The 25,010-nt window shown below is 62.9% G+C and carries 28 protein-coding genes; 6 read left to right on the forward strand and 22 right to left on the reverse strand.

The window, feature by feature from the left end; translation table 11 throughout:
- Positions 1-7: 7 nt before the first annotated feature.
- The gene (locus AC19YX_RS08410; RefSeq protein ID WP_078471013.1) at positions 8-832 is read left to right on the forward strand and encodes an ion transporter; all 825 of its coding nucleotides are present in this window, start codon (positions 8-10) and stop codon (positions 830-832) included.
- 90 nt (positions 833-922) lie between these two features.
- Complete coding sequence (locus tag AC19YX_RS08415; RefSeq protein WP_500606048.1) at positions 923-1,924, forward strand: sulfate ABC transporter substrate-binding protein; 1,002 nt, start codon at positions 923-925, stop codon at positions 1,922-1,924.
- A gap of 68 nt (positions 1,925-1,992) precedes the next feature.
- Here the strand turns inward: AC19YX_RS08415 and AC19YX_RS08420 are convergent, their stop codons facing one another.
- Positions 1,993-2,442, reverse strand: coding sequence for a RidA family protein (locus AC19YX_RS08420; RefSeq protein ID WP_078471011.1), 450 nt, complete (start codon positions 2,440-2,442; stop codon positions 1,993-1,995).
- A 120-nt stretch (positions 2,443-2,562) separates the two neighbouring features.
- Positions 2,563-3,192, reverse strand: coding sequence for a hypothetical protein (locus AC19YX_RS08425; protein ID WP_078471010.1), 630 nt, complete (start codon positions 3,190-3,192; stop codon positions 2,563-2,565).
- A 258-nt stretch (positions 3,193-3,450) separates the two neighbouring features.
- Between AC19YX_RS08425 and AC19YX_RS08430 the strand changes: the two genes are divergently transcribed.
- Both AC19YX_RS08430 and AC19YX_RS08435 read left to right on the forward strand, forming a co-directional pair.
- On the forward strand, positions 3,451-4,659 hold the full coding sequence (locus AC19YX_RS08430; protein WP_201130055.1) for an MFS transporter: 1,209 nt from the start codon (positions 3,451-3,453) through the stop codon (positions 4,657-4,659).
- Between the two features lie 52 nt (positions 4,660-4,711).
- Positions 4,712-5,596 carry a LysR family transcriptional regulator gene (locus AC19YX_RS08435; protein WP_500606049.1) on the forward strand — a complete coding sequence of 295 codons (885 nt, stop codon included), beginning with the start codon at positions 4,712-4,714 and terminating at the stop codon, positions 5,594-5,596.
- Positions 5,597-5,602: 6 nt separating this feature from the next.
- Here AC19YX_RS08435 and AC19YX_RS08440 read toward each other — a convergent pair whose 3' ends face one another.
- The 11 genes from AC19YX_RS08440 to ccmA form a co-directional block, all read right to left on the reverse strand.
- On the reverse strand, positions 5,603-6,733 hold the full coding sequence (locus AC19YX_RS08440) for a hypothetical protein (RefSeq protein ID WP_500606050.1): 1,131 nt from the start codon (positions 6,731-6,733) through the stop codon (positions 5,603-5,605).
- Positions 6,734-6,831: 98 nt separating this feature from the next.
- A complete protein-coding gene (locus tag AC19YX_RS08445; protein ID WP_078471006.1) occupies positions 6,832-7,233 on the reverse strand; it encodes a hypothetical protein in 402 nt (133 codons plus the stop codon).
- Positions 7,234-7,247: 14 nt separating this feature from the next.
- A complete protein-coding gene (gene ccmI / locus AC19YX_RS08450; RefSeq protein ID WP_078471005.1) occupies positions 7,248-8,453 on the reverse strand; it encodes a c-type cytochrome biogenesis protein CcmI in 1,206 nt (401 codons plus the stop codon).
- Positions 8,450-8,920 (reverse strand): cytochrome c-type biogenesis protein, encoded by a 471-nt coding sequence (locus AC19YX_RS08455; RefSeq protein WP_078471004.1) that lies wholly within the window; start codon positions 8,918-8,920, stop codon positions 8,450-8,452. Before AC19YX_RS08455 ends, ccmI begins: the two co-directional genes overlap by 4 nt.
- Complete coding sequence (locus AC19YX_RS08460) at positions 8,917-9,453, reverse strand: DsbE family thiol:disulfide interchange protein (protein WP_078471003.1); 537 nt, start codon at positions 9,451-9,453, stop codon at positions 8,917-8,919. The genes AC19YX_RS08455 and AC19YX_RS08460 overlap by 4 nt, the downstream gene beginning before the upstream one ends.
- Positions 9,450-11,438, reverse strand: coding sequence for a heme lyase CcmF/NrfE family subunit (locus AC19YX_RS08465; RefSeq protein WP_078471002.1), 1,989 nt, complete (start codon positions 11,436-11,438; stop codon positions 9,450-9,452). Before AC19YX_RS08465 ends, AC19YX_RS08460 begins: the two co-directional genes overlap by 4 nt.
- Before the next feature lie 3 nt (positions 11,439-11,441).
- Positions 11,442-11,897, reverse strand: a complete 456-nt coding sequence (ccmE, locus tag AC19YX_RS08470; protein ID WP_020299259.1) for a cytochrome c maturation protein CcmE — start codon at positions 11,895-11,897, stop codon at positions 11,442-11,444.
- Entirely contained in the window at positions 11,894-12,070 is a 177-nt protein-coding gene (gene ccmD / locus AC19YX_RS08475; RefSeq protein WP_500606051.1) for a heme exporter protein CcmD, read from the reverse strand. Before ccmD ends, ccmE begins: the two co-directional genes overlap by 4 nt.
- Complete coding sequence (locus AC19YX_RS08480) at positions 12,067-12,822, reverse strand: heme ABC transporter permease (protein ID WP_078471001.1); 756 nt, start codon at positions 12,820-12,822, stop codon at positions 12,067-12,069. Before AC19YX_RS08480 ends, ccmD begins: the two co-directional genes overlap by 4 nt.
- Before the next feature lie 92 nt (positions 12,823-12,914).
- Entirely contained in the window at positions 12,915-13,583 is a 669-nt protein-coding gene (gene ccmB / locus AC19YX_RS08485; RefSeq protein ID WP_201130047.1) for a heme exporter protein CcmB, read from the reverse strand.
- Positions 13,580-14,215 (reverse strand): cytochrome c biogenesis heme-transporting ATPase CcmA, encoded by a 636-nt coding sequence (gene ccmA, locus AC19YX_RS08490; protein WP_201130046.1) that lies wholly within the window; start codon positions 14,213-14,215, stop codon positions 13,580-13,582. Before ccmA ends, ccmB begins: the two co-directional genes overlap by 4 nt.
- A 195-nt stretch (positions 14,216-14,410) precedes the next feature.
- Between ccmA and fliK the strand changes: the two genes are divergently transcribed.
- Both fliK and AC19YX_RS08500 read left to right on the forward strand, forming a co-directional pair.
- On the forward strand, positions 14,411-15,982 hold the full coding sequence (gene fliK / locus AC19YX_RS08495; RefSeq protein ID WP_078470998.1) for a flagellar hook-length control protein FliK: 1,572 nt from the start codon (positions 14,411-14,413) through the stop codon (positions 15,980-15,982).
- Entirely contained in the window at positions 15,979-16,311 is a 333-nt protein-coding gene (locus AC19YX_RS08500) for an EscU/YscU/HrcU family type III secretion system export apparatus switch protein (protein WP_078470997.1), read from the forward strand. The genes fliK and AC19YX_RS08500 overlap by 4 nt, the downstream gene beginning before the upstream one ends.
- A 43-nt stretch (positions 16,312-16,354) precedes the next feature.
- Here the strand turns inward: AC19YX_RS08500 and AC19YX_RS08505 are convergent, their stop codons facing one another.
- From AC19YX_RS08505 to AC19YX_RS08545, 9 genes are all read right to left on the reverse strand, one after another.
- A complete protein-coding gene (locus AC19YX_RS08505; protein WP_020299266.1) occupies positions 16,355-16,747 on the reverse strand; it encodes a DUF2802 domain-containing protein in 393 nt (130 codons plus the stop codon).
- Positions 16,748-17,230, reverse strand: coding sequence for a chemotaxis protein CheW (locus tag AC19YX_RS08510; protein ID WP_007922496.1), 483 nt, complete (start codon positions 17,228-17,230; stop codon positions 16,748-16,750).
- 78 nt (positions 17,231-17,308) lie between these two features.
- A complete protein-coding gene (locus AC19YX_RS08515; protein WP_500606052.1) occupies positions 17,309-18,190 on the reverse strand; it encodes a CheW domain-containing protein in 882 nt (293 codons plus the stop codon).
- An 84-nt stretch (positions 18,191-18,274) separates the two neighbouring features.
- Positions 18,275-19,063: a ParA family protein gene (locus tag AC19YX_RS08520; RefSeq protein WP_020299268.1), complete on the reverse strand. Its 789-nt coding sequence runs from the start codon at positions 19,061-19,063 to the stop codon at positions 18,275-18,277.
- 51 nt (positions 19,064-19,114) lie between these two features.
- On the reverse strand, positions 19,115-19,999 hold the full coding sequence (motD, locus tag AC19YX_RS08525; RefSeq protein ID WP_201130044.1) for a flagellar motor protein MotD: 885 nt from the start codon (positions 19,997-19,999) through the stop codon (positions 19,115-19,117).
- A 15-nt stretch (positions 20,000-20,014) separates the two neighbouring features.
- Positions 20,015-20,755, reverse strand: a complete 741-nt coding sequence (locus AC19YX_RS08530; protein WP_020299270.1) for a flagellar motor protein — start codon at positions 20,753-20,755, stop codon at positions 20,015-20,017.
- On the reverse strand, positions 20,755-21,891 hold the full coding sequence (locus AC19YX_RS08535) for a protein-glutamate methylesterase/protein-glutamine glutaminase (RefSeq protein ID WP_020299271.1): 1,137 nt from the start codon (positions 21,889-21,891) through the stop codon (positions 20,755-20,757). Before AC19YX_RS08535 ends, AC19YX_RS08530 begins: the two co-directional genes overlap by 1 nt.
- Before the next feature lie 47 nt (positions 21,892-21,938).
- Complete coding sequence (locus AC19YX_RS08540) at positions 21,939-24,203, reverse strand: chemotaxis protein CheA (RefSeq protein WP_500606053.1); 2,265 nt, start codon at positions 24,201-24,203, stop codon at positions 21,939-21,941.
- Positions 24,204-24,215: 12 nt separating this feature from the next.
- On the reverse strand, positions 24,216-25,004 hold the full coding sequence (locus tag AC19YX_RS08545) for a protein phosphatase CheZ (RefSeq protein ID WP_020299273.1): 789 nt from the start codon (positions 25,002-25,004) through the stop codon (positions 24,216-24,218).
- Positions 25,005-25,010 lie beyond the last annotated feature (6 nt).

A 25,010-nucleotide genomic window follows, 5' to 3' on the forward strand; every position in this document is an offset into this window, starting at 1 on the left:
GATCTACATGGACAGCAGCAACCACTGGCGTGACCGTCTCTACGTCATGATTTTCCAGACCGACACCGTGGCCGGTCGACGCTTCGACAGCACCTTGCTGCTGATCATCCTCGCCAGCCTGGTGATCGTGATCCTCGACAGCATCGACCAGGTGCACCGCGACTACGCCAACGTGCTGGCCTACATCGAATGGGGTTTTACCCTGATTTTCGCGATCGAGTACGGCCTGCGCCTGTACTGCTCGCCCAAGCCGTTGCGCTATGCCTTCAGTTTCTATGGCCTGGTGGACCTGCTGGCCATCGTCCCAGGGATCCTCGCGCTGTATTACAGCGATGCCCAGTACCTGCTGATCATCCGTGTGATCCGCATGCTGCGGATCTTCCGTGTGCTCAAGCTGAGCCCCTACCTCAAGCAGGCCAACTACCTGATGTCGGCCCTGCGGGGCAGCAAGCAGAAGATCATTGTGTTCCTGCTCAGCGTGTCGACCCTGGTCACGGTGTTCGGCACCTTGATGTATGTGGTCGAAGGCCCGGAGCACGGCTTTACCAGCATTCCCAAGGGCATCTATTGGGCTATCGTCACCCTGACCACGGTGGGCTTCGGCGATATCGTGCCGAAAACCCCATTGGGCCAGGTGATTTCATCGCTGGTGATGATCACCGGTTACTCGATCATCGCCGTCCCCACCGGGATCTTTACCGCTGAACTGGCCAGTGCCATGCGCGGCGAACAACTCAAGCATGACTGCCCAGTGTGCAAGAAGAGCAACCATGAACCCAGCGCTGCATTCTGCTCGCGCTGCGGGAATGCGCTGTTCAAGAAAATGGAATAAGCAAAGTGCTTTTTAATCTTTAAACCGCTATGACGCCCCGGCTATAGTCGGCGGCAAAATGCCTTCACTCTCGAATAAAAGGAATGTGCAGTGAAAAAACTTTTGAGCGCCTCTCTTCTGGCTGCCGGCCTGGCACTGGGCAGCGCGGCCCAGGCCGCACCGACCCTGCTGAACGTGTCCTACGACGTGATGCGCGACTTCTATAAAGACTACAACGCAGCCTTCCAGAAGCATTGGCAAGCCGAGCACAAGGAGAACATCACCCTGCAGATGTCCTTCGGCGGTTCGAGCAAACAGGCGCGTTCGGTCATCGACGGCCTGCCGGCCGACGTCATTACCATGAACATGGCCACTGATATCAATGCCCTGGTGGACAACGGCAAGCTGGTCCAGGACAACTGGGTGACCCGCCTGCCGAACAACAGCGCGCCGTTCACCTCGGCCACCGTGTTTATCGTGCGCAAAGGCAACCCGAAAGCCCTGAAAGACTGGCCGGACCTGCTCAAGGATGGCGTCCAGGTGATCGTGCCCAACCCGAAAACCTCGGGCAACGGCCGCTACACCTACCTCTCGGCCTGGGGTTACGTGCTCAAGAATGGCGGTGACGAAAGCAAGGCCAAGGACTTTGTCGGCAAACTGTTCCGCCAGGCTCCGGTATTGGATACCGGTGGCCGCGCCGCTACCACGACCTTCATGACCAACCAGATCGGCGACGTGCTGGTGACCTTTGAAAACGAAGCCGAGATGATCGCCCGCGAGTTCGGCCGCGATCAGTTCGAAGTGATCTACCCGAGCGTTTCCGCCGAAGCCGAGCCACCGGTGTCGGTGGTCGACAAAGTGGTCGACAAGAAAGGCACCCGCGCCGCGGCCGAGGAATACCTGAAGTACCTGTGGTCGCCGGAAGGCCAGGAAATCGCCGCCAACAACTACCTGCGCCCACGGGACCCGAAAGTCCTGGCCAAGTACACCGACCGCTTCCCGAAAGTCGACTTCCTCTCGGTGGAGAAAACCTTCGGTGACTGGCGCACCGTGCAGAAGACCCACTTCAATGACGGCGGGATCTTCGACCAGATCTACGGCGACGCCAAGTAAGGGTTACTGCTGAAAAAAAGCGACCGTGATGGTCGCTTTTTTTATGCCTGCGGTTTTAGGCGCAACGGCTAGAGCCCCACCACCGGGCTCAGCAACGCCGCCTCCTGGGCCGGCTGCCGTTCGGCGAGCATGGCTTCGGCCTCGACCTCGATCAGCCACTCGGGCAACGACAAGCCGCTGACGATGATCCACGACGATGCCGGCGGGTCATTGGGGAAACGTTGCAGCAGAACCTGGCTGATCTGCTCCTGCTGGTCACGGGCCGCTTCGGCAATGTAGATGCGCAGCATCACCACATCCCCCAGCGCGCCACCGGCGTGGGCCAGCACCCGTTCGATATTGTCGAAGGCCTGCTCGGTCTGCTCCCGCAGTCCGGGGCCGACAGTGGATTCGTGCTCGTCGACGCCAACCTGGCCCGACAGCAGCAGGCGCCGGCCGCCGCGAACCTCGACAGCCTGGCTGAAACCGTATTGCAGAGAATTGAAGATGTTTGGCGGATTGAACGTGGACTTTTGCATGGGGCCTCCCGACGCGATGAGCGACCGAAAACCCTAAACCAAGCCCGCCCGGAGTTCCACCGAAACGCCGCTACAGCAACACTTGGCAACGCAACAGCCGCCGTGCAGAGAGGGCGCGCCTTACATCGGCGGGGTGACCCCGTCCTTGCCGGCCGAGATCGATTGCGCGGTCAATTTGCCATCGGCGCCCTGGGTCACGAACATCACCACCTTGACCCCGGCCTTGAGCAGGCTGCGATCAGCTGGCGCCAGATTGACGATGGGCACATCGTCCGGCACCAGGATCTTCTGCTGGCCGCCCTTGTAGTTGACGGTCAGGGTGCGACCGTTGCTCACCACCAGGTCGCCGACACTGCCATTGGTCATGCTGCTGCCCTTGACCAGGTCAAACGGTCGATGGCCTTCGCCCGTGCCGACCATCTGTGGGGGAAATACATGCACTTCCAGGGCCTTGAGGGTGCCATCGGCCATGGGCACCGCCGCCGAGCCGATGTAGCTGCCGGGCTTGATGTCTTCGATATTGGCCAGGCTCACTGCCCGCACCTGGGTCTGGGGCGTCAGCTCGATGCTGGCCACCTCACCATTGTTGGCATGCACCCGCAGCACATCGCCGCTGATGCCGGTGATTTCACCCCGTACCGCGATGCGCATCCCCGGCGCATCCTGGGCCTGGGCCGGGCCGACCAGCATCAGGCTGGCCAAAACGATGCTCGCGACAGCGTCGAACAATCGGCGCAAAGACAGTTTCATGGGGCAGGCTTCCCGTGCTGAAAGGCTGATGATCAATCGGAGCAATGCTCACGACTTCCTGGCCAACTATAAGCCGGCTATCGAAGCAGTTGTAAGTAAATGTATCATCAGCCCGGGGAGCCCTTCTCAGTGCTTCGTTCAAGCCGCTTCGCCCCCCTATTCCCCACGGGAATAAATGCTATCACCCGAGCCTCTCTACCGCGTCACGGGCCAGCCTCCTAACCTCGCCCACATCCTTTCGCCGCCAAGAGAACCGCGATGACTACAACTTCCCAAGCGCTGCACGCCACCAGCGCGACAATGACCCGGGGCATGGTGCTGCTGTTTGCCTTCTGCTGCGGCGCGATCGTCGCCAACATCTATTACGCCCAGCCGATCATCGAGCTGATCGCCCCGGACGTCGGCCTGTCGAGCACCCTGGCCAGCCTGATCGTGTCCCTGACCCAGATCGGCTATGCCCTGGGCCTGTTTTTCCTGGTGCCCCTGGGCGATCTCCTGGAAAACCGGCGCCTGATGATCGTCACCACCCTGGTGGCCATTGTCAGCCTGCTGGTGGCGGCCTTCACCACCGCCCCCAATGCCTTCCTGCTGGTATCGCTGCTGATCGGCTTCAGCTCGGTGTCGGTGCAGATCCTGATCCCCCTGGCAGCACACCTGGCCCCGGCCGAGTCTCGCGGGCGGGTGGTCGGCGGGATCATGGGCGGCTTGTTGCTGGGGATACTGCTGGCACGGCCGGTGGCCAGCGTGGTGGCCGATCACTTCGGCTGGCGCGCCATGTTCATTGCCGCTGCGGTATTGATGGTCGCCATCAGTGCGGTGCTGGCCCTGACCATGCCCAAGCGCCAGCCCGAGCACAGTGCCAGCTACGGCCAGTTGCTGCGCTCCCTGGGCACCTTGCTGCGCCGCCAGCCGGTACTGCGCCAGCGGGCGTTCTACCAGGGTTGCCTGTTCGCCACCTTCAGCCTGTTCTGGACCGCCGCACCGCTGGAGCTGGCGCGCAATCACGGCCTGTCCCAGACCCAGATCGCACTCTTTGCCCTGGTTGGCGCCATCGGCGCCATCGCCGCCCCCATCAGCGGGCGCCTGGCGGATGCCGGCCACACCCGCGTCGCCTCGCTGCTGGCCATGCTGTTCGCGGCCCTGAGTTTTCTTCCGGGCCTGGTGCATCCGGCCTACAGCGTCATCGGTCTCGCGGTGACCGGCGTGGTCCTGGATTTCTGCGTGCAGATGAACATGGTCCTCGGCCAGCGGGCGGTGTATGCCCTGGATGCCCAGAGCCGCAGCCGCTTGAATGCGTTGTACATGACCAGCATCTTTATCGGCGGCGCCTTTGGCTCGTCCATCGCCAGTGCGGTGTACGAACACGGCGGCTGGCTGGGGGTGATCCTGGTCGGCAGCCTGTTCCCGCTGCTGGCGCTGCTGCGCTTTTTGCTGGTGTCCGAAAAGCCGCTGCCGGCCAGCGCCTGAAACCCACCTGCGCGGGCTGGCCCGCGCCCTGCCCCCGACTGGAGCAACGCCGATGGACCGCCTGGCTGCCATGGAAACCTTCATCAATGTGGTGGAAACCGGTTCGTTTTCCGCCGCCGCCCGGCGCCTCAACATCGGCCAGCCGGCCGTCTCGAAAAGCATCGCGCAACTGGAGACACACCTGGCCGTGCGACTGTTGCTGCGTTCGACCCGCGGCCTCACGCCCACCGAGGCCGGCCTGGCGTTTTTCGAGCGTGCCCGGCGCACCCTGGAAGAGGCCGATGAGGCCGAGCGCGCGGCACGGGGCTCGGCGGCCGGCCTGCGCGGCACCTTGCGCATCGCTGCGGCGGTGACCTTCGCCCGCATGCACATCGTGCCGAACCTGGGCCCCTTCCTTGAGCAGCACCCGGAACTGTCGATCGATGTGGTACTGGACGACCACAACAGCAACCTGGTGGAGGCCGGGATCGATGTCGCCCTGCGCATGGGCAGCCTGGAGGATTCGGCGCTGACCGCACGCCAGATCAGCCAGTGCCGACGCGTGGTGGTGGCGACGCCTGAGTACCTGGCACGGCATGGCACGCCGACCGCCCCCGAGCAGTTGCCCCGATTGCCGGCCATCATCTACAGCCTGGGCGGTGGCGCCCACTGGACCTTCACCCGTCACGGCGAACAACAGGCGGTGGTACTGGCAGGCAGGATGCGGGTCAACGCCGCCGAAGGGCTGCGCGAGGCAGTGCTGGCCCACCAGGGGCTGACCGTGGCCTCGTACTGGATGTTCGCCCCGGAGCTGGCCCGAGGTCAGGTCCAGGAGCTGCTCGGCGACTGGCAGCTGCCGCCCCAGCAACTGTGGGCGGTATTTCCTACCGGGCGCCTGGCCAGCGCCAAGGCCCGGGCCTTTGTCACGTATGTCGAGGCGTTGATGACCAGCCGTTGAGCGGCCTCAGATGTGCTCGCGCACCAGCACTTCAGTGTTCGTCGCCTCGCCCCACTGCCGTAGCCGACGGATCAGCTCAGGGTCGGTTTCGCCCACCAGGTACAACAGCTCCATCGACTGCCCGGCGGCCCACTGCACAAAACCCGACGTCTCGAACTCCTCGACGCTCGCCAACTGAAACTCACTCTCAAACCTCCCGGGCAGCACCGGTTCGTTGCTGCCACGCTGGCTGCTCTGAGCAATGAAATCACAGGCCATATGGACCACGCCCCATTCGGCCTTGCGCCAGCTGCCCAGGGCCTGGGCAAAGCGTTTGTGCGCAACATCGCTGAAGCCCAGGCTGTCGACCACCACCCGCTGGTTGATGATCAGCCAAAACTTGCGTTGCTTCGGCGCTTTCAAATAGAGCTCGCCGGAGACCTTGGACGCGCGCAGCGCCAGGGCGATTACCACCAGCAACGGCGCGAAATAGCGAAATAGCTCTTCGAACTCGGTTTCCCTGATCAGGTTCTGGTACTTGACCACCTCTGTACGCCGCAGCTCTCGCTCCTTGAGCGTCTCCTGCAACCCCGCCAGCCAGCGCTGTATCGGCTCGGCCGAGTACTCGGCGCCCAGCGCCGGCAGCTCCTGCAACAGATTGACCAACGCCACGTCGGACAGCGGCCGGGCCACGTCGGCATAGCGCTGGCACAGGCTTGCAACCTGCAGCGCGTCGGCCGCTTCGTAGCGGCTGGTAGCCGTGGCGCATTGCGCCGGGTCGAGCATGTCGTTGATTTCGGCGCGCAGGCTTTTGTCGATGCCGGCCTTGGAGGCCTGGGCCATCTCGTAAGGCGACTGAAACCACATTTCGCGCACGCTCTGGGTCTGTCCGATCAACGCCAACGAGGCGAAAAACAGCCAGACATAGTCGATACGCTTCCACCACGTCTCATCCCGAGGCCGGTAGGCGATAAAAAGCCAGCAGAACAGGTAATAGATAAAACCGTAGAGCGCCACCAGGAAGAACGGCGTCAGCAACAGATAGATCAGCCCCGGAATGTCGGTGTTGTGACAGTAATACAGCACCACGAAACACAGGCAGACATACAGGCAGAACTGCAGCCGGGCCAAATACAGCTTGTTGGGTTTTATCTTCATCAGGTGCTCAAGCAACGATACTCAGGGACATGGCGCTGTATCGGCCGTGAGCCAGAGGGCTTGAACAACAAGCACCGTCGCCCAAGCCCCTCGCGGGGCTATTTGAACTGACGCCCCAAGCCGGACGGAACGCCATGGATGTCGGTTTCCTCCCAGGGGCCATCCGGGCCGATGGAGCGGCTCCAGCCGTTGTTCCAGCGGTAATAGGTGCGTTGGCGATAGAAGGTGTTGCTCTGGTCATCCAGCACATACACCCCCAGCCGCGCATCCCAATGGCTATGGCCGCCGGGAGGTGGGGCAAAACTGGCGGAGGTGCGTGGCAGGGGCTTGGCCGGACGATTGGGCGTCGCCGGTGCCCCAGGCGCGGTCGAGGGCACCGAGCGTGTGCTCGGCACCGCCGGCGGGATGGGTTCGGAGCTGGTGGGCTGCGGCCGCTGGACCGTACATGCACTCAACCCCACAACCAGTGATAACAGGGTGATACGTGCGATGGCGGTCATGGCGGCTTCTCTGGTTATTGATCCGGGCTGTCGATGGTCAGCTGTTGTGGCGCGGTGGTGCTGCTGGCCAGGGGCTGGCTGCGACCGACCCATTCACCGGCTGTCGGTTGGCCGGCACGGGACACGCGCGCAACCAGTTGGACTTCAGGGAAGTTCGACAGTTTCAACTGCGGCATCATTGCGTCGGCATCCCCCAGCTCGACGGTGGCCGGCAGATCAGCCACGGTCAGGCGCTTGGCCGCCAACGGCGCGGGTGGGCCGGACACGGCCCGGGCAAAGATGAACACGCTGTCACCCGGCTGGACCTTGGCCTTCAGCTCAGGCGCCAGGTCGACCCGGACTTTGAGCACGGCGCTCTTGGCCGGGGCGGCCGGCGCCTGGGCAACCTTGCCACCGGTGGCGACCAGCTTCTCGCTGGCCCGGGCGATACCGCCCTGCAGCGCAGCGCGGGAGCTGTCGTCCGGCGGCAATTGGGCCAACAGGCGGTTCCAGTAATCGATGGCGTCCTGATAACGCTCACCTTCAAACGCCGCGATGCCCAACAGTCCAAGGCTGGTGACTTCCTTGGGGTCGGCCTTGAGTGCTTCGTCGGTCAAGGCCTGGAGCTTGGGCGACCACTGTTTGTTGTCGGCAAAATACTGCGCCTGGGCCCATTGCCCGAGCAGCTCCGGCTGGCGGCCCGCCAGGGCCACGGTGCGCTCGAAGAGCTTCGCCGCGTCCGCTGGACGATCCTGGGCCATATAGGTGCGACCGAGGAAGTACAGGCCCTCGGCGGAATCCGGCTGGGCCGCCACCGCGCGCTCGAGGCGCTGGGTCATGTCTTCCATGGACTGCGGCGCCTGGGCGAATTCGCGGGTCAGTTCGACCTTGTCCACAGCGCCAAAATGCAGGTACAGACCCAGGCCCAGCACCGGCACCAGGATCGCCGCCAGCAACGGCAGCGGCTTGCCCAGCCGCGAAACCCTGGCTGGGGCCACGCCTTCGGTATCGGCCAGCAACTCGCGGGCCGCTTCGGCGCGGCCGCTGTCCATCTGGTCCGAACTCAGCACACCCTCCGCCTGCTGCCCTTGCAACTCGGCAACCCGTTCTTGGTAGAGCGCCACGTTCAGCGCGGTACGATCCTCTTCACGTTGGGCACGGCGGCCGCGTAAAACCGGGATCAACAGAAAACTCAGGGCTACCAGGAGCAGCAGACCTGCAGCGAGCCAGAAATCAATCATTCGGAGTCTTTTTCCAACAGGTGGTCGAGGCGCTGACGCTCCTCGGCAGAAAGCGTGTTCGGGCTGTCAGTGCGCTCGGCACGACGACGCCGGACGATCACGGCGATGATCACCACTCCCCCCAGCAGCAACCCGGCGGGGCCGAACCAGAGCAAGGCGGTTTTGCCGGTCAGGGCCGGCTTGTAGCGGACGAAGTCGCCGTAGCGGTCAACCATGAAGTCGATGATCTGCTGGTTGTCCTTGCCTTCGCCCAGCATGCGAAAGATTTCCTTGCGCAAGTCGGCGGCAATCGGCGCATTGGAATCGGCGATGTCCTGGTTCTGGCACTTGGGGCAGCGCAGCTCCTTGGTCAGCTCGCGAAAACGCTCACGCTCGGCGTCATTGGCGAACTCATAGGTGTCGATGGCGGCCTGGGCTACGGAAGCCATACCCAGACCCAGTACGAGGGCGGCGAACCAGCGCTTCATGGCTTGGCCTCGTCCACCAGCGACTGATACTTGGCCGCCAGTTTTTCACGCCAGACCACCTCGTCGATCACCCCGACGTATTTGTCGCGGATGATGCCCTTGGCGTCGATGAAGAAGGTTTCCGGCGCACCGTACACCCCCAGGTTCAGGCCCAGGGTGCCCTCTTCGTCGCGGATATCCAGCTGATACGGGTTGTGGAATTCGGCCAGCCACTTCAAGGCATCGGCGTTGACGTCCTTGTAGTTGACGCCATAGATCACCACGCCCTGCTGCGCCAGCTTGTTCAGCACCGGGTGCTCGACCCTGCAGGAAATGCACCAGGTGCCCCAGACGTTGACCAGTGCCGGTTTGCCCAGCAGGTCGGCGCGGGTCAGGGTTGTTTCACCCTCGACCGCCGGCAGGGAGAACTCCGGGAACGGCTTGCCGATCATGGCCGACGGCAACTCGGCCGGGTCCAGGTACAGCCCGCGGTAGAGGAATACCGCCATCACCAGGAACAGTGCCAGCGGCAGCAACATCATCCAACGTCTCATGCAGTGACTCCTGTCATGCCCAGCGCTTCGCGCACGCGGCTTTTCACCTTGACCCGGTAACGCCGGTCCAGCGCCGCCAGCAAGCCACCGAAGCCGGTCAGCAGGCCGCCGAACCAGATCCAGCGCACAAACGGCTTGACGTGTACCCGCACCGCCCAGGCGCCATCGCCCAGCGGCTCGCCGAGGGCCACATACAGGTCGCGGGTAAAGCCGGCGTCGATCCCGGCTTCAGTCATCATCGAGTTCTGCACGGTGTACAGGCGCTTCTCCGGGTGCAGCACCGAGACTTCCTTGCCGTTGCGCACCACGCGCACGGTGCCTTTGTCGGAGGTGAAGTTCGGCCCCTCGAAGTGCTTGGCGCCTTCAAAAATGAAGTGATAACCGGCCAGGTCCATGGATTCGCCCGGCGCCAGGCGCAGGTCGCGCTCGGCGCTGTTCTGGCTCGACAGCACCACGCCCAGGGCGCAGACCGCGATGCCCAGGTGCGCAATCTGCATGCCCCAATAGCTGCGGGTCAGGCTTGGCAGGCCTTTGATCAGGCCTTTGTGGCGGGTCTTGTCGACGATGTCGCGCACACCGGCCAACAGCACCCAGGCGGCCAGCATAAAGGTCGCCAGCACCGCCCAGTTGAAGTCGCCGTAAGCGATACCAGCCACCACCGCCAAGGCCGCGCTGCCCAGCAGGACCGGGGTCAGCATGCTCACCAGCCACTTGACCGGGGTGTCTTTCCAGCGCACCAGCACACCGACCGCCATCACCACCATCAGCAGCGCCATCAGCGGAATGAACAGCGCATTGAAGTACGGCGGGCCGACCGACAGCTTGGCCCCGGTCAGGGCATCCAGCACCAGCGGGTACAGGGTGCCCAGCAGAATCATCGACGCAGCCACCACCAACACCAGGTTGTTGCCCAGCAGCAGGGTTTCCCGCGACCACAGGTTGAACCCGACATGGCTCTTGACCACCGGCGCGCGCAGGGCAAACAGGGTCAGCGAACCGCCCACCACAAACAGCAGGAAGATCAGGATGAACACGCCGCGCTCTGGGTCGGAGGCGAAGGCATGCACCGAGGTCAGTACCCCGGAACGCACCAGGAAGGTTCCCAGCAGGCTCAGGGAAAACGCGGCAATGGCCAGCAGCACGGTCCAGCTCTTGAACACGCCGCGCTTTTCCGTGACGGCCAGGGAGTGGATCAGGGCCGTCCCCACCAGCCACGGCATGAAGGAGGCGTTTTCCACCGGGTCCCAGAACCACCAGCCGCCCCAGCCGAGTTCGTAGTAGGCCCACCAGGAGCCCAGGGTGATGCCGATGCCGAGGAAAGCCCAGGCGACGATGGTCCAGGGACGCGACCAGCGCGCCCAGGCGGCGTCGAGACGCCCGCCGAGCAGCGCGGCAATGGCGAAGGCGAAGGCCACGGAGAAACCGACATAACCCATGTACAGCATCGGCGGGTGAACGATCAGGCCGATGTCCTGCAGCAACGGGTTGAGGTCACGGCCGTCGGCCGGGATCTGCGGCAAGATCCGCGCGAAAGGGTTGGAGGTCAGGATCAGAAACAGCAGGAAGCCGGTGCTGATCATGCCCATCACCGCCAGCACCCGGGCCAGCATCACCTGCGGCAACTGTCGCGAGAACACCGACACGGCAAAGGTCCAGCCACCCAGGATCAACGCCCAGAGCAGCAGCGAGCCTTCGTGGGCGCCCCATACTGCGCTGAACTTGTAGTACCAGGGCAAGGCGCTATTGGAGTTGCTGGCCACATAGGCGACCGAGAAGTCGTCGCTCATGAAGGCATAGGTCAGGCAGCCGAAGGCGAACAGCAGGAAGGCGAACTGCCCCCAGGCCGCCGGCTGAGCCAGGCTCATCCACAACCGATCGCCGCGCCAGGCGCCGAGCAGCGGGATCACCGCCTGGACCAGGGCAAAGCACAGGGCCAGGATCATCGCCAGATGCCCCAGTTCAGGGATGAAAAGTGCGGAAGTCATGGGTTAACCCTCCTTCGCGGGTGTCGGTGCCGATTGGCCGCTGTCTTTCAGGGCCTTGGTCACCTCGGGGGGCATGTACTTCTCGTCGTGCTTGGCCAGTACTTCATCGGCCACCACCACGCCCTCGGCATTGAGCTTGCCCAGGGCAACGATGCCCTGCCCTTCGCGAAACAGATCCGGGAGGATGCCGCGGTAGGAGATAGTCACTGACTTGTTGAAGTCGGTGACCACAAAGCGTACGTCCAGCGAATCGCCGGAGCGTTGCAGCGAACCCTGCTCCACCATGCCGCCGGCGCGAATCCGCGTGTCCAGGGGCGCCTCGCCATTGGCGATCTGGGTCGGGGTGTAGAACAGGTTGATGTTTTCCTTCAGCGCGCTGAGGGCCAGGCCCACGGCAATGCCGATACCGGCCAGGATCGCCAGGATGATCAAAAGACGCTTTTTACGCAGCGGATTCACTTGCCGTTCTCCCGGCGCAAACGACGCGCCTCTTGTTGCAGATAACGCTTGCGGGCCACGATCGGCACCGCCAGTTCCTGAGCCAGGATCACCAGGCAGATGCCATAGGCCGACCAGACATACAGGCCGTGATGGCCCATGGCGAGAAATTCGTCGAAGGATGCAAAACTCATGGCGCCACCTCCAGGCTGCGTTGGATTTCGGCCTTGACCCAGCTGGTCCGGGCTTCACGCTTGAGCACCTCAAGGCGCATGCGCAACAGCAGCAGCACGCCGAACAGGCAATAGAAACCCAGCACCGTCAGCAACAGCGGCAGCCACATCTCGGCAGGCATCGCCGGGCGTTCGGTCAGGGTGAAGGTCGCGCCCTGGTGCAAGGTGTTCCACCACTCCACCGAGTATTTGATGATCGGGATGTTGATCACCCCGACGACGGCCAGCACCGCGCAGGCCTTGGCGGCGCTCTCACGATTGCTGATGGCCTGGTTCAGCGCAATAAGACCTGCGTACAGAAACAGGAGGATAAGCATCGACGTCAGTCGTGCATCCCAGACCCACCACGAGCCCCAGGTCGGCTTGCCCCAGATTGCCCCGGTCAACAGCGCAATCACGGTCATCGAATGCCCGATGGGCGCCGCGCACTGCAGGGCGACATCGGCCAGTTTCATCTTCCATACCAGGCTGACCACCCCGCACACCGCCAGCATCACGTAGCAGGACTGGGCCAGCATCGCCATCGGCACATGGATATAGATGATCCGAAAGCTGTTGCCTTGCTGGTAATCCGGCGGCGCGAAGACCAGGCCCCAAACCACGCCGATACCGATCAGCAACAAGGCGGCGACGCTCAGCCAGGGCAGCAGCTTGCCACTGATGCCATAAAACCATTTGGGTGAGCCGAGCTTATGAAACCAGGTCCAGTTCATACTGTTTCCATCACGGTTGCTCTTCGTTATCACGAAAAGTCAGGGTCTGTTCTTGTACCAAGAAGTGATCAAAAAACGATCAGACCGCATTATTATTCGCCGACGCTGATCTTCAGGCCAGCCGCTATTGCAAAGGGTGTCAGGGTTACTGCAAGGGCGGTCAGGCTCCCAAGCCACAGCAGAAAACCGGTTGCCGGCATGCCCTGCAACGCCGCCTGCAAGGCGCCGCTGCCGAGAATCAGTACCGGGATGTACAGGGGCAGAATCAGCAGCGCCAGCAACAGCCCGCCGCGTTTCAACCCCACTGTCAGCGCGGCGCCCACTGCGCCGAGCAGGCTCAGTACCGGGGTGCCGAGCAACAATGACAACAGCAGCACCGGAATGGCCGCCGTAGGCAATCCGAGCATCAAGGCCAACAGGGGCGCAAGCAATACCAGTGCCAGGCCGGAAAACGCCCAGTGTGCCAGCACCTTGGCCAATACCAGAAGAGCCAGGGGGTGCGGCGAAAGGACCCACTGCTCCAGGGATCCGTCCTCGAAATCACTGCGAAACAGCCCGTCCAGCGAGAGCAGGACTGACAAAAGTGCCGCGACCCAGACCAGTCCCGGAGACAAGGTTTGCAACAATTGAGACTCAGGTCCCACCGCCAATGGGAATAATGCGACAACGATGGCGAAGAACACCAACGGGTTGGCCAACTCCGCCGGACGGCGAAACAACAGTCGGGCCTCGCGGGCCACCAATAGCGCAAACACACTCATACCGCCCACTGCCCCAGGTCGATGTCGCGATAACCGGCCGGTACCCGCGCCAACGTATGGTGAGTGGTCAGGACCACCATGCCGCCACGCTCGCAATGCCCGGCCAGGTGTTCTTCAAGTTGGGCCACGCCCTGTTTGTCGAGGGCGGTGAAAGGTTCATCGAGCACCCACAGCGGCGGCCCGTCGAGGTACAAACGGGCCAGGGCCACGCGGCGCTGCTGACCGGCCGACAAGGTGTGGCACGGCACATCCTCGAAGCCTCGCAGCCCGACCGCCGCCAGCGCCTGCCAGATGGCCTCGCGCTGCGCCGGTTGGTGCAGGGCACAGAGCCAGGAGAGGTTCTCTTCCGGGCTCAGCACATCCTTGATCCCGGCGGCATGGCCGATCCACAACAGATTGCGCGCCAGTTCGATGCGCTGGGAGGCCAATGGCTGGCCATTGAGCAGCACCTTGCCGTCGGTGGGCTGCATCAGCCCGGCCAGCAAGCGCAGCAGGCTGGTCTTGCCACTGCCATTGGGGCCGCTGATCTGCAGCATGTCGCCCGCCTGCACACGCAATTCGAGGTTTTCAAACAGCAGACGCAAGTCTCGCTCACAGGCAAGGGCGACGGCTTCTAGAAGAGGGCTGGTCAAGAGATAGCAGGCCTTTACGGTTCAAGTCGGCTGTCGAGCGGCCGTTAAAGAGGTGCAGAATAAATGCATTGGCAGCCGGTTCTAGAGAGCTGCGTCAAACATTTGCCATGTTTTTACCGCGCATCCAAAGACGGGCGGCATTATACATGTGATGCCCTACTCTAAAGAGGGCTAATTTCCTCAGGTTGTGTCCAGATGTCAGGTGAAATCAACATCCTCCCGCTGCCCCAGGCGACGCCCTCCGCCACGCGCGCGCCGGGGGTCGGCAGTGAGCTGCTCAAGCTGTTGCAGCCCATGGAAGGCCTGATCGCCGCCGGCCAGACTGCCCGCGCCGAAGTCCTGTCACTGAAGCAGGCGGACCAGACCTTCGAGCTGTTGCTCAAGGTCACCCTCGACAGCGGCAAGCAGACCACGATTCAGGCCACCAGCAACCAGCCATTGCCCCAAGGCACCAGCCTCGCCATCAGCCAGCCGTCCGCCGGCAACCTGGCGATCAGCGTGCAGCAGGCCCTGGCGTCCAGCGTCGCCACCCTGACCCGCCTCGATACCGCGCAACTGCCGGTCGGCACCCTGCTGCAAGGCAAGGTCCTGACCAGCCAGGTGCTGCCCCAGGCCGCCGGCCAACCGGCGGTCTACCGCTCCCTGGTGAGCCTGCTCAACACCGCCCTTAGCGGCAGCACCCTGAGCATCGACAGCCCTCAGCCGCTGCGCATCGGCAGCCTGTTGAGCGCCATGGTCCAGGATGCCCAGACGTTGAATTTCGTGCCCCTGAGCGGACGCCAGGAGCAATTGGCAATCGCCCAGCAACTGAGCACCCAGCAAAGCCGCCAGGCCTCGCTGACCGGGCTGCTCAGCGCCCTGCAGAATCTGCCGGCCGACGATGCCACCTCCAATGACCTGCGCCTGGCCGTGGACAAACTCCTGGCCGGGCTCCCCGACCTGCAACAACTGAGCAATCCCAAGGGCCTGGCACTGGCGCTGGCCAATAGCGGCATGTTCCTGGAAGCCAAGCTGCTGGCCGGGGACAACCCGGTCCAGCCCCCGGACCTCAAGGGCAACCTGCTGCGCCTGATCGCGCAACTGGCCCCGGCGCTCCCCACCGGCAGCAACTTCAACGCGATCATTGCCGCCAACACCCTGGCCCAGGTCCTGCCGAGCTTTGTGCGCAGCGCCCTGGGCACCCTCGGTCAAGTCAGCGCCAAGCCCCAGCCAGGCGGCTTCCCCCTGCCCTCGCGGCTGCTGCAGAGCCTGGAGGGCGAAGGCGACCTGGAGCACCTGCTGCGCCTGGCCGCGGCAGCCGTGTCGCGCCTGCAAAGCCATCAACTGTCCAGCCTGGAGCAAACCGGCCTGACCGATGACGGACGCCTGCAAACCACCTGGCAACTGGAAATCCCCATGCGCACCCTGCAAGACATCGTGCCGTTGCAGGTCAAGTTCCAGCGCGAGGAGCCCGTAGAGCCGGAACCCAACGAAAAACGCGAAGAACGCGAACCCAAGCAGGCACTGTGGCGGGTCGAACTGGCGTTCGATCTTGAGCCATTGGGGCCGCTGCACGTGCAGGCGCAATTGATTCAGGGCCGGCTATCCAGCCAGCTGTGGGCTGAACGGGCCTATACCGCGAGCCTGATCGAGAGCCACCTGGGCAGCCTGCGCGAGCGCCTGCTGGCTTCAGGCCTGACGGTGGGCGATCTGGACTGCCACCTCGGCACCCCGCCCCAGGGCACGAAAACCCGATTGGAACAACGCTGGGTCGACGAAACCGCATGAAAAACCCCAACACTCCCCGCCAAGCCATCGCCCTCAAGTACGACGGCCGGCAAGCCCCGACCCTGACCGCCAAAGGTGACGATGCCCTGGCCGAAGCAATCCTGAAAATCGCCCGCGACTATGAAGTGCCGATCTACGAAAACGCCGAGTTGGTGAAGCTGCTGGCACGGATGGAGTTGGGGGACAGTATCCCCGAGGAGCTGTATCGGACCATCGCCGAGATCATTGCCTTCGCCTGGAACCTCAAGGGCAAGTTCCCGGCGGGGCATGATCCGGATGCGGTGGCGCAGGAGAAGGATGTAACACCGGACAGCAGCCGCCAGTTGTAAGCCACAAGCTTCAGGCTAAAAACTGGCAGCTTGCGGCTTGCAGCTAGTTTTTATGCAACTTGCTCATCAGCTCGGCTTCGGCCTGGGTCAGGCCGCAGGACTGGGTCAGCTCATCGACGCTGGCCCCCATGCCCACCAGGCGCGCGGCCTGGGCAAACGACAGGCTGGAAGGATCACGCTGCTCCAGCTGCGCCAGTTTGTCCGGCAGCGGCCCGACCACGGCGCGCAACTCGTGCAAGTCCTCGCCCATGCGCACCGTACCGTTCTGGTAATTGTCGACGCGCCGGGAGAGTTCCTTGATGCGCTGGTCTCGCAGCGCATCGCCCTCGGCCTGCTGCGCGGCAATCTGCCGCTGGTTGCGGGTATAGGACACAAACAGCGCCACAGAGGCTATCCAGAGGATGGCCAGGACAATCACAGCAACCTCAAGAATCAATCAGATACTCTCCAGTTCCGACCATTCTTCTTCGCTCATCATCTTGTCCAGCTCAACCAGAATCAGCAGTTCGCCGTTCTTGTTGCACACGCCCTGGATGAACTTGGCCGACTCTTCGTTACCGACGTTAGGTGCGGTTTCGACTTCCGACTGACGCAGGTAAACCACTTCCGCCACGCTGTCGACCATGATCCCGACCACTTGTTTGTCGGCTTCGATGATGACGATACGGGTGTTGTCGTTGACCTCGGTCGGTACCAGGCCGAAGCGCTGGCGGGTGTCGATCACGGTGACCACATTGCCGCGCAGGTTGATGATGCCCAGCACATAGCTCGGCGCCCCCGGCACAGGGGCGATTTCGGTGTAGCGCAGGACTTCCTGGACACGCATCACATTGATGCCGTAGGACTCGTTATCCAGCTTGAAGGTTACCCATTGCAGGATCGGATCTTCGGAACTCTGTGCAGACGACGACTTATTCATACCCCTGACCCCTCAAAAAACCGTTGAAAACGGTGTGTGTTCTATCGGGCAACGCCACCGGCGCCGCCTGTTATTTGTCTATGTCGGCTTGTTGGCCGGTTTGTTGAAGGCCATCTGCTTGGCGCCGCCGCTGGCGATCAGTTCAGCCAATGCGGCGACGTCGAGCAAGGCACACATGTGCTCGATCACCGTACCGGCCAGCCACGGACGTTGGCCGCGATGGCTGCGCCATTTGATTTCATTGGGGTCCAGGCGCAACGAGCGGCTGACTTGATGCACCGCCAGCCCCCACTCGTAGCCCTGCACCGAGATCACGTATTGCAGGCCCTGGCGGAAATCATCGCGATAGCGATCAGGCATCACCCAACGCGCGGTGTCCAGCACCTTCAGGTTGCCAGCCTGGCTCGGCAGGATGCCCAGGAACCATTCCGGCTGGCCGAACAGCGGCGTCAACTCCTGGCCAGCCAGGGAGTAGATCGAACCCAGGCACACCAGCGGCACTGCCAGGGTCAAACCGGCAACGTCGAACAGCAGGCATTCGAACGGCTCGGCGGCCCAGCTGGGGCGGTCGTCACCCACCACGGGTGGCGGCGTATTGCTGGGCGGCAAATGCACTTCGACCACCGGCGCCACCAATGCCTGGAGCATCGGCGCGACCGGTGAAATCGACGGCAGGACCGGCACTGGCGCGTCCAGCACAGGCGCCACCACAGGAGCCGCCTTGACCTGAACTTCGGTACGCGCCACCGGCGGCGCGGCCTTGATCACCTTGGCGTCATGGGCCTGCTCTTCGAGCACCGCCAGCTGGAACTCGTCCAACTCCGCGACGGGCTCTTCGATCACGGCCAAAGGGGGCGCCAGCGGTGCCGCTTCTTCTTCGGTCGCGTCCTGCAACAACGCGTCCAGATAGGACTGCAGCGCCAGTTGCGGTCGGCTTTTTATGTCCAGAGGACGGTTCATATGAATGCCCATGGAGCGACCCCGACACAGTGACCTGTAGGGGTTATCGGCAAGATCGGGGTCCGGCTTGAATGAAGACGCACGTCAGGCCACCTGCGCGACAAGCTGTTGCGCCAGCAGGTGCTTGAGCAGCGCCCGGTAGGCCAGGACGCCACGGCTCTTGCCGTCGAACTGCGAAGGCGTCAGGCCGGCCCGGCTGGCATCGCGCAGGCGGGTATCGACCGGGATGTAGCCCTGCCAGATGTCGTCGGGAAACTTGTCACGCAATACCCGCAGAGTGCCCAGGGAAGCCTGGGTACGACGGTCGAACAGGGTCGGCACGATGGTGAATGGCAGCGCCTGCTTGCGCGAACGATTGATCATCGCCAGGGTATTGACCATGCGTTCCAGGCCCTTGACCGCCAGATGCTCGGTCTGCACCGGGATCACCAACTGCTGGCTGGCCGCCAGGGCATTGACCATCAACACCCCGAGCAGCGGCGGGCTGTCGATCACGGCGTAATCAAAATCCTGCCACAGCTGCGCCAGGCTCTTGGCAATCACCAGGCCCAGGCCGCTCTGCCCCGGCGACTGGCGCTCAAGGGTCGCCAGCGCGGTGCTCGATGGCAGCAGGGAAATACGTTCATCGCTGGTGGGCAGCAGGAGCTGGCCCGGCAGATCCTGGGGCACGCTGCCCCGGTGCAGGAACAGGTCGTAGCTGCTGTGCTCCAGGGTGTCGGGGTCGTAACCGAAGTAACTGGTCATCGAGCCGTGGGGGTCGAGGTCAACCACGACCACGCGCTTGCCCGCCTCGGCCAGCAAGCCGGCTAAAGCGATGGAACTGGTGGTTTTACCGACACCACCCTTTTGATTGGCGACTGCCCAGACTCTCATTCGGATTGTTCCTCTCGACAAGCCAGAAGACCGGCCGAGAAATAGCACTAGTTATAAAGCGGGTGACGGAGAATTGACGGCGCTCTGTCGTACCGGCGTCTTGACCGGGGTTGGTGCAGTTTGTGTGCCAGCCCGCTTCAATGCGGCATCGGGTGTCGCATTGGCGGTGCCGGTACCGGTCAGGCTGCGCCGTACATCGAGGTTGCGCGACACCACCAGCACCACCCGGCGATTGCGTGCCCGGCCTTCGGCGGTGGCATTGTTGGCCACCGGCTGGAACTCACCATAGCCGACCGATGCCATGCGTGCGGGGTTGACCCCCTGCATGGCCAGCATGCGCACGATACTCGCCGAACGGGCCGAGGACAGCTCCCAGTTGGTCGGGTATTGGGCGGTCTGAATCGGCTGGTTATCGGTAAAGCCTTCGACGTGGATCGGGTTATCGAACGGCTTCAGAATCGCCGCCACCTTGTCGATGATGTTGAACGCCAGGTCGCTGGGCATGGCGTCGCCGCTGCCGAACAACAGGCTCGAATTGAGTTCGATCTCGACCCACAACTCATTGCCGCGCACGGTCATCTGGTTGGAGCTGATCAGGTCGCCAAAGGCTGCGCTGATATCGTCGGCGATGCTCTTGAGCGGGTCGCTGCCCCCGGAAATACCGGCATCGGTCTCGTCGCTGTCTTTGACCAGCGGCTTGGCCGGGGTCACGGTCTTGGGCCGCTCATCGCCGATGGGAATCGGCTTGAGGGCCCGGTCGGAGTCGGTGAATACGCCGACCAGCGCTTCGGAAATCACCTTGTACTTGCCTTCGTTGATCGACGAGATCGAGTACATGACCACGAAAAACGCGAACAGCAAGGTGATGAAGTCGGCGTAGGACACCAGCCAGCGTTCGTGGTTGACGTGTTCTTCAGGCTTGCGGCGACGGGCCATGCTCCATTCCTCCCATCAATCCATGAAGCCTTGCAGCTTCAACTCGATGGAACGAGGGTTCTCACCTTCGGCAATCGACAGGATCCCTTCCAGCAACATTTCGCGATAACGCGACTGCCGCAAGGCAATCGACTTGAGCTTGGCCGCCACCGGCAGCAGCACCAGGTTGGCACTGGCCACGCCGTAGATGGTGGCGACAAAGGCCACGGCAATGCCGCTGCCGAGCTGGGACGGATCGGCGAGGTTGCCCATCACGTGGATCAGGCCCATCACCGCACCGATGATGCCGATGGTCGGCGCATAGCCGCCCATGCTTTCAAAGACTTTGGCCGCTTCGATGTCGCGGCTTTCCTGGGTGTAGAAGTCCACCTCCAGGATGCTGCGGATGGCTTCCGGCTCGGCGCCGTCCACCAGCAGTTGCAGGCCCTTGCGCGAATAAGCGTCGGGCTCGGCATCGGCCACGCCTTCCAGGCCCAGCAGGCCCTCCTTGCGCGCGGTCAGGCTCCAGTTGACGACCCGATCGATGCCGCCGGGCAGATCGACCCGGGGCGGGAAGAGGATCCAGCCCAGAATCTGCACGGCACGCTTGAATGCGCTCATCGGCGACTGCAGCAAGGCCGCACCGATGGTGCCACCCAGCACAATCAGCGCCGCCGGACCGTTGGCCAGGGCCGACAGGTGACCACCTTCCAGGTAATTGCCGCCAATGATGGCGACAAACGCCATGATGATCCCGATAAGGCTCAAGACATCCATCAGATACAGGCCTCGACCAGATGCCTGCCAATGTCGTCCAAGCCGTACACCGCGTCTGCGAGGTCGGCTTTGACGATGGCCATTGGCATGCCGTAGATCACGCAGCTGGCTTCATCCTGGGCCCAGATCGCGCTGCCGCCCTGCTTGAGCAGGCGTGCGCCTTCGCGACCGTCGGCGCCCATGCCGGTGAGCACCACCGCCAGAACTTTGTCACCGTAGGACTTGGCCGCCGAACCGAAGGTGATATCCACGCAAGGCTTGTAGTTCAGACGCTCGTCGCCGGGGAGGATTTTCACCGCGCCACGGCCGTCGATCATCATCTGCTTGCCACCGGGTGCCAGCAGGGCCAGGCCCGGACGCAGGATGTCGCCATCCTCGGCTTCCTTGACGCTGATCCGGCACAGCTTGTCCAGACGCTCGGCAAAAGCCTTGGTGAAGGCCGCTGGCATGTGCTGGATCAAGACGATCGGTGCCGGGAAGTTGGCCGGCAACTGGGTCAAGACCCGCTGCAAGGCAACCGGACCGCCAGTAGAGGTACCGATGGCCACCAGTTTGTAGGCTTTGCGTTTCGGTGCCGGCGACGAAGCGCTGGCCGCCGGAGCCCGGGCAGGCGCAGGAGCCGGTGCGGACGGACGCGGCGCAGCACTGCTGCTGCCGAAGCTGCTGATACCCGATGGCGCAGGCGCCGGGGCGGCAGCCGGCTGCGGAGCCGGAGTGCTATAGCTGCTGAAACGACGGTTACTGCGCGAGATGCTGTGGACTTTCTCGCACAGCAGCTGCTTGACCTTCTCGGGATTGCGCGAGATGTCTTCGAAGTTCTTGGGCAGGAAGTCGACCGCACCAGCATCCAGCGCATCGAGGGTTACCCGGGCGCCTTCATGGGTCAGCGAGGAAAACATCAATACCGGGGTCGGACAGCGCTGCATGATGTGCCGCACCGCCGTGATGCCATCCATCATCGGCATCTCGTAGTCCATGGTGATCACGTCCGGCTTGAGTGCCAGGGCCTGATCGATCGCCTCTTTGCCATTGGTCGCCGTACCGACGACCTGGATGTTCGCATCCGCTGAAAGAATTTCCGAGACGCGGCGGCGGAAAAACCCCGAATCGTCCACCACCAGGACTTTGACTGCCATAAACACTCCGTTAGGCGGGGCGAGGCAAATCGCCCCGCCACCCCGAATCAAATACGCCGTGCGGCGTAACGCTTGAGCATGCTTGGAACATCGAGGATCAGTGCAATGCGGCCGTCACCGGTAATGGTGGCGCCGGACATGCCCGGGGTCCCTTGCAGCATCTTGCCCAATGGCTTGATGACCACTTCTTCCTGGCCGACCAGTTGATCGACGACAAAGCCGATCCGCTGGGTGCCCACCGAAAGGATCACCACATGGCCTTCACGCTGCTCTTCATGAGCGGCGGAACGGACCAGCCAGCGCTTGAGGTAAAACAGTGGCAACGCCTTGTCGCGCACGATCACCACTTCCTGGCCGTCGACCACGTTGGTGCGCGACAGGTCCAGGTGGAAGATCTCGTTGACGTTGACCAGAGGGAACGCAAACGCCTGGTTGCCCAGCATGACCATCAGGGTCGGCATGATCGCCAAGGTCAACGGCACCTTGATCACGATCTTCGAGCCCTGGCCTTTGGTCGAGTAAATATTGATCGAACCGTTGAGCTGGGAAATCTTGGTTTTCACCACGTCCATGCCCACGCCGCGTCCGGAGACGTCGGAGATCTCGGTCTTGGTCGAGAACCCCGGGGCGAAAATCAGGTTGTAGCACTCGGTGTCGCTCAGGCGATCAGCGGCATCCTTGTCCATCACTCCACGCTTGACGGCAATGGCGCGCAGCACATTCGGGTCCATGCCTTTGCCGTCATCGGAGATCGACAGCAGGATATGGTCGCCCTCTTGCTCAGCGGCCAGGATCACCTTGCCACCGCGCGCCTTGCCCGAGGCTTCGCGCTCTTCCGGTGACTCGATACCGTGGTCGACCGCGTTGCGCACCAAGTGGACCAGCGGGTCGGCCAGGGCCTCCACCAGGTTCTTGTCGAGGTCGGTTTCTTCGCCGACCAGCTCCAGGTTGATCTCTTTCTTCAGCTGCCGCGCAAGGTCGCGAACCAGGCGCGGGAAGCGCCCGAACACTTTCTTGATCGGCTGCATCCGGGTCTTCATCACCGCGGTCTGCAGGTCAGCCGTGACCACGTCGAGGTTCGACACGGCCTTTTGCATGGCTTCATCGCCGCTGTTGAGGCCCAGGCGCACCAGGCGGTTACGCACCAGCACCAGTTCGCCGACCATGTTCATGATCTCGTCCAGGCGTGCGGTATCAACCCGTACGGTGGTCTCGGCTTCACTGGCGGGTTTTTCTGGCGGTGGCGCTGCGGCGGCACGTGCCGGAGCAGGAGCTGCAGCGGCCGCTGGAGCCGCAGCCTTGGGAGCTTCGGCCTTGGGCTCGGGCTTTTTCGCCACGGGCTTGGCCGCCACCGCAGCCGCGGTCGCAGCGGCTGGAGCGGCAGAACCGGCACCCGCCACCTCGGAAAATTTGCCCTTGCCGTGCAACTCGTCGAGCAGGGATTCGAATTCGTGATCGCTGATCAGGTCGCTGCCGGCTGCAGCCGCAACGGGCGCGGTAGCTGCCGGTACCGAAGCGACGGCAGACTCGAGCGCGTCCACGGCAAAGTTGCCCTTGCCATGCAACTGATCGAGCAGTGCTTCGAATTCATCATCGGTAATTTCGTTGCTGTCGCTCGCACCCGGCGTCGCTGCTTTCGCCGCGGCAGGTTCGCTCGCTGCAACGGCATCCGGGGCGAACTGGCCCTTGCCATGCAACTGGTCGAGCAAGGACTCGAACTCGGCATCGGTGATTTCGTCGCTGGCCGCATCGCTGCTGGCCACCGGAGCAGCCGCAGGCGCCTCGGCTTCGGCCTTGGCGGCGTTGAGCGAGTCCAGCAGCAGCTCGAATTCGTTATCGGTGATATCGCCCGATTCGCTTTCAGCCACCGGCTCGGCCACCGCTTCAGCCACTTCGGGCTCCGCTGCCACCTCTACCGCAGCCGCAGGCTCTGCCAGACGCGCCAGAGCCGCGAGCAGCTCCGGAGTCGCTGCCGTGACCTGGGTCCGTTCGCGGACCTGGCCGAACATGCCGTTCACCGCGTCCAGCGCTTCGAGCACCACATCCATCAGCTCCGAGTCGACACGACGCTCACCCTTGCGCAGGATGTCGAAGACGTTCTCGGCGATGTGGCAGCACTCCACCAGCTCATTGAGCTGGAGGAAGCCGGCGCCCCCTTTAACAGTGTGAAAACCGCGAAAAATTGCATTGAGCAGATCCGCATCATCCGGTCGGCTTTCCAGCTCGACCAGTTGTTCGGACAGTTGCTCTAGAATCTCGCCGGCCTCAACCAGGAAATCCTGAAGGATCTCTTCATCGGCGCCGAAGCTCATTAATGGGTGCTCCTAGAATCCAAGGCTGGAAAGCAAATCGTCTACATCGTCCTGACCGGACACAACGTCTTCACGTTTATCGGCATGAATCTGCGGACCTTCACCCTTGGCGAGATGTTTTTGCGGATCTTTTTCAGCCAGGATCGATTCGCGGTCATGTTCGATGCCCGCAAAACGGTCGACCTGGCTGGCCATCAAGACGAGTTTGAGCAGATTGCTTTCGACTTCCGTGACCAACTGGGTCACGCGCTTGATCACCTGGCCCGTGAGGTCCTGGTAATCCTGCGCCAACAGAATGTCGTTGAGATGGCCGGAAACGGTCCGGGTCTCCTGTTCGCTACGCGTCAGGAAACTGTCGACGCGCCGTGCCAGCTCGCGAAACTCTTCAGCCCCGACTTCGCGACGCATGAAGCGCCCCCAGTCAGCGCTCAAGGCCTGGGCATCGTTGCTCAGGCCGTTGACCAGCGGGGTGCTGCTTTCCACCAAATCCATGGTGCGATTGGCCGCAGCCTCGGTCAGCCTGACCACATAGGACAGGCGCTCGGTGGCATCCGTGATCTGTGAAACTTCCTCGGCTTGCGGCATATGCGGGTCAATCTGAAAATTGACGATCGCGCTATGCAGCTCGCGGGTGAGCTTGCCGACTTCCTGATACAGGCCGCGGTCACGGGTCTGATTGAGCTCATGGATCAGTTGCACAGCCTCGCCAAACTTGCCTTTTTCAAGGCTCTCGACCAGTTCGTGGGCATGTTTTTTCAGGGTCGATTCAAAATCGCCCAATGAAGATTCGTTATGCTCCATAGCTCC

It is taken from the genome of Pseudomonas sp. MF09150, from assembly GCF_059862355.1.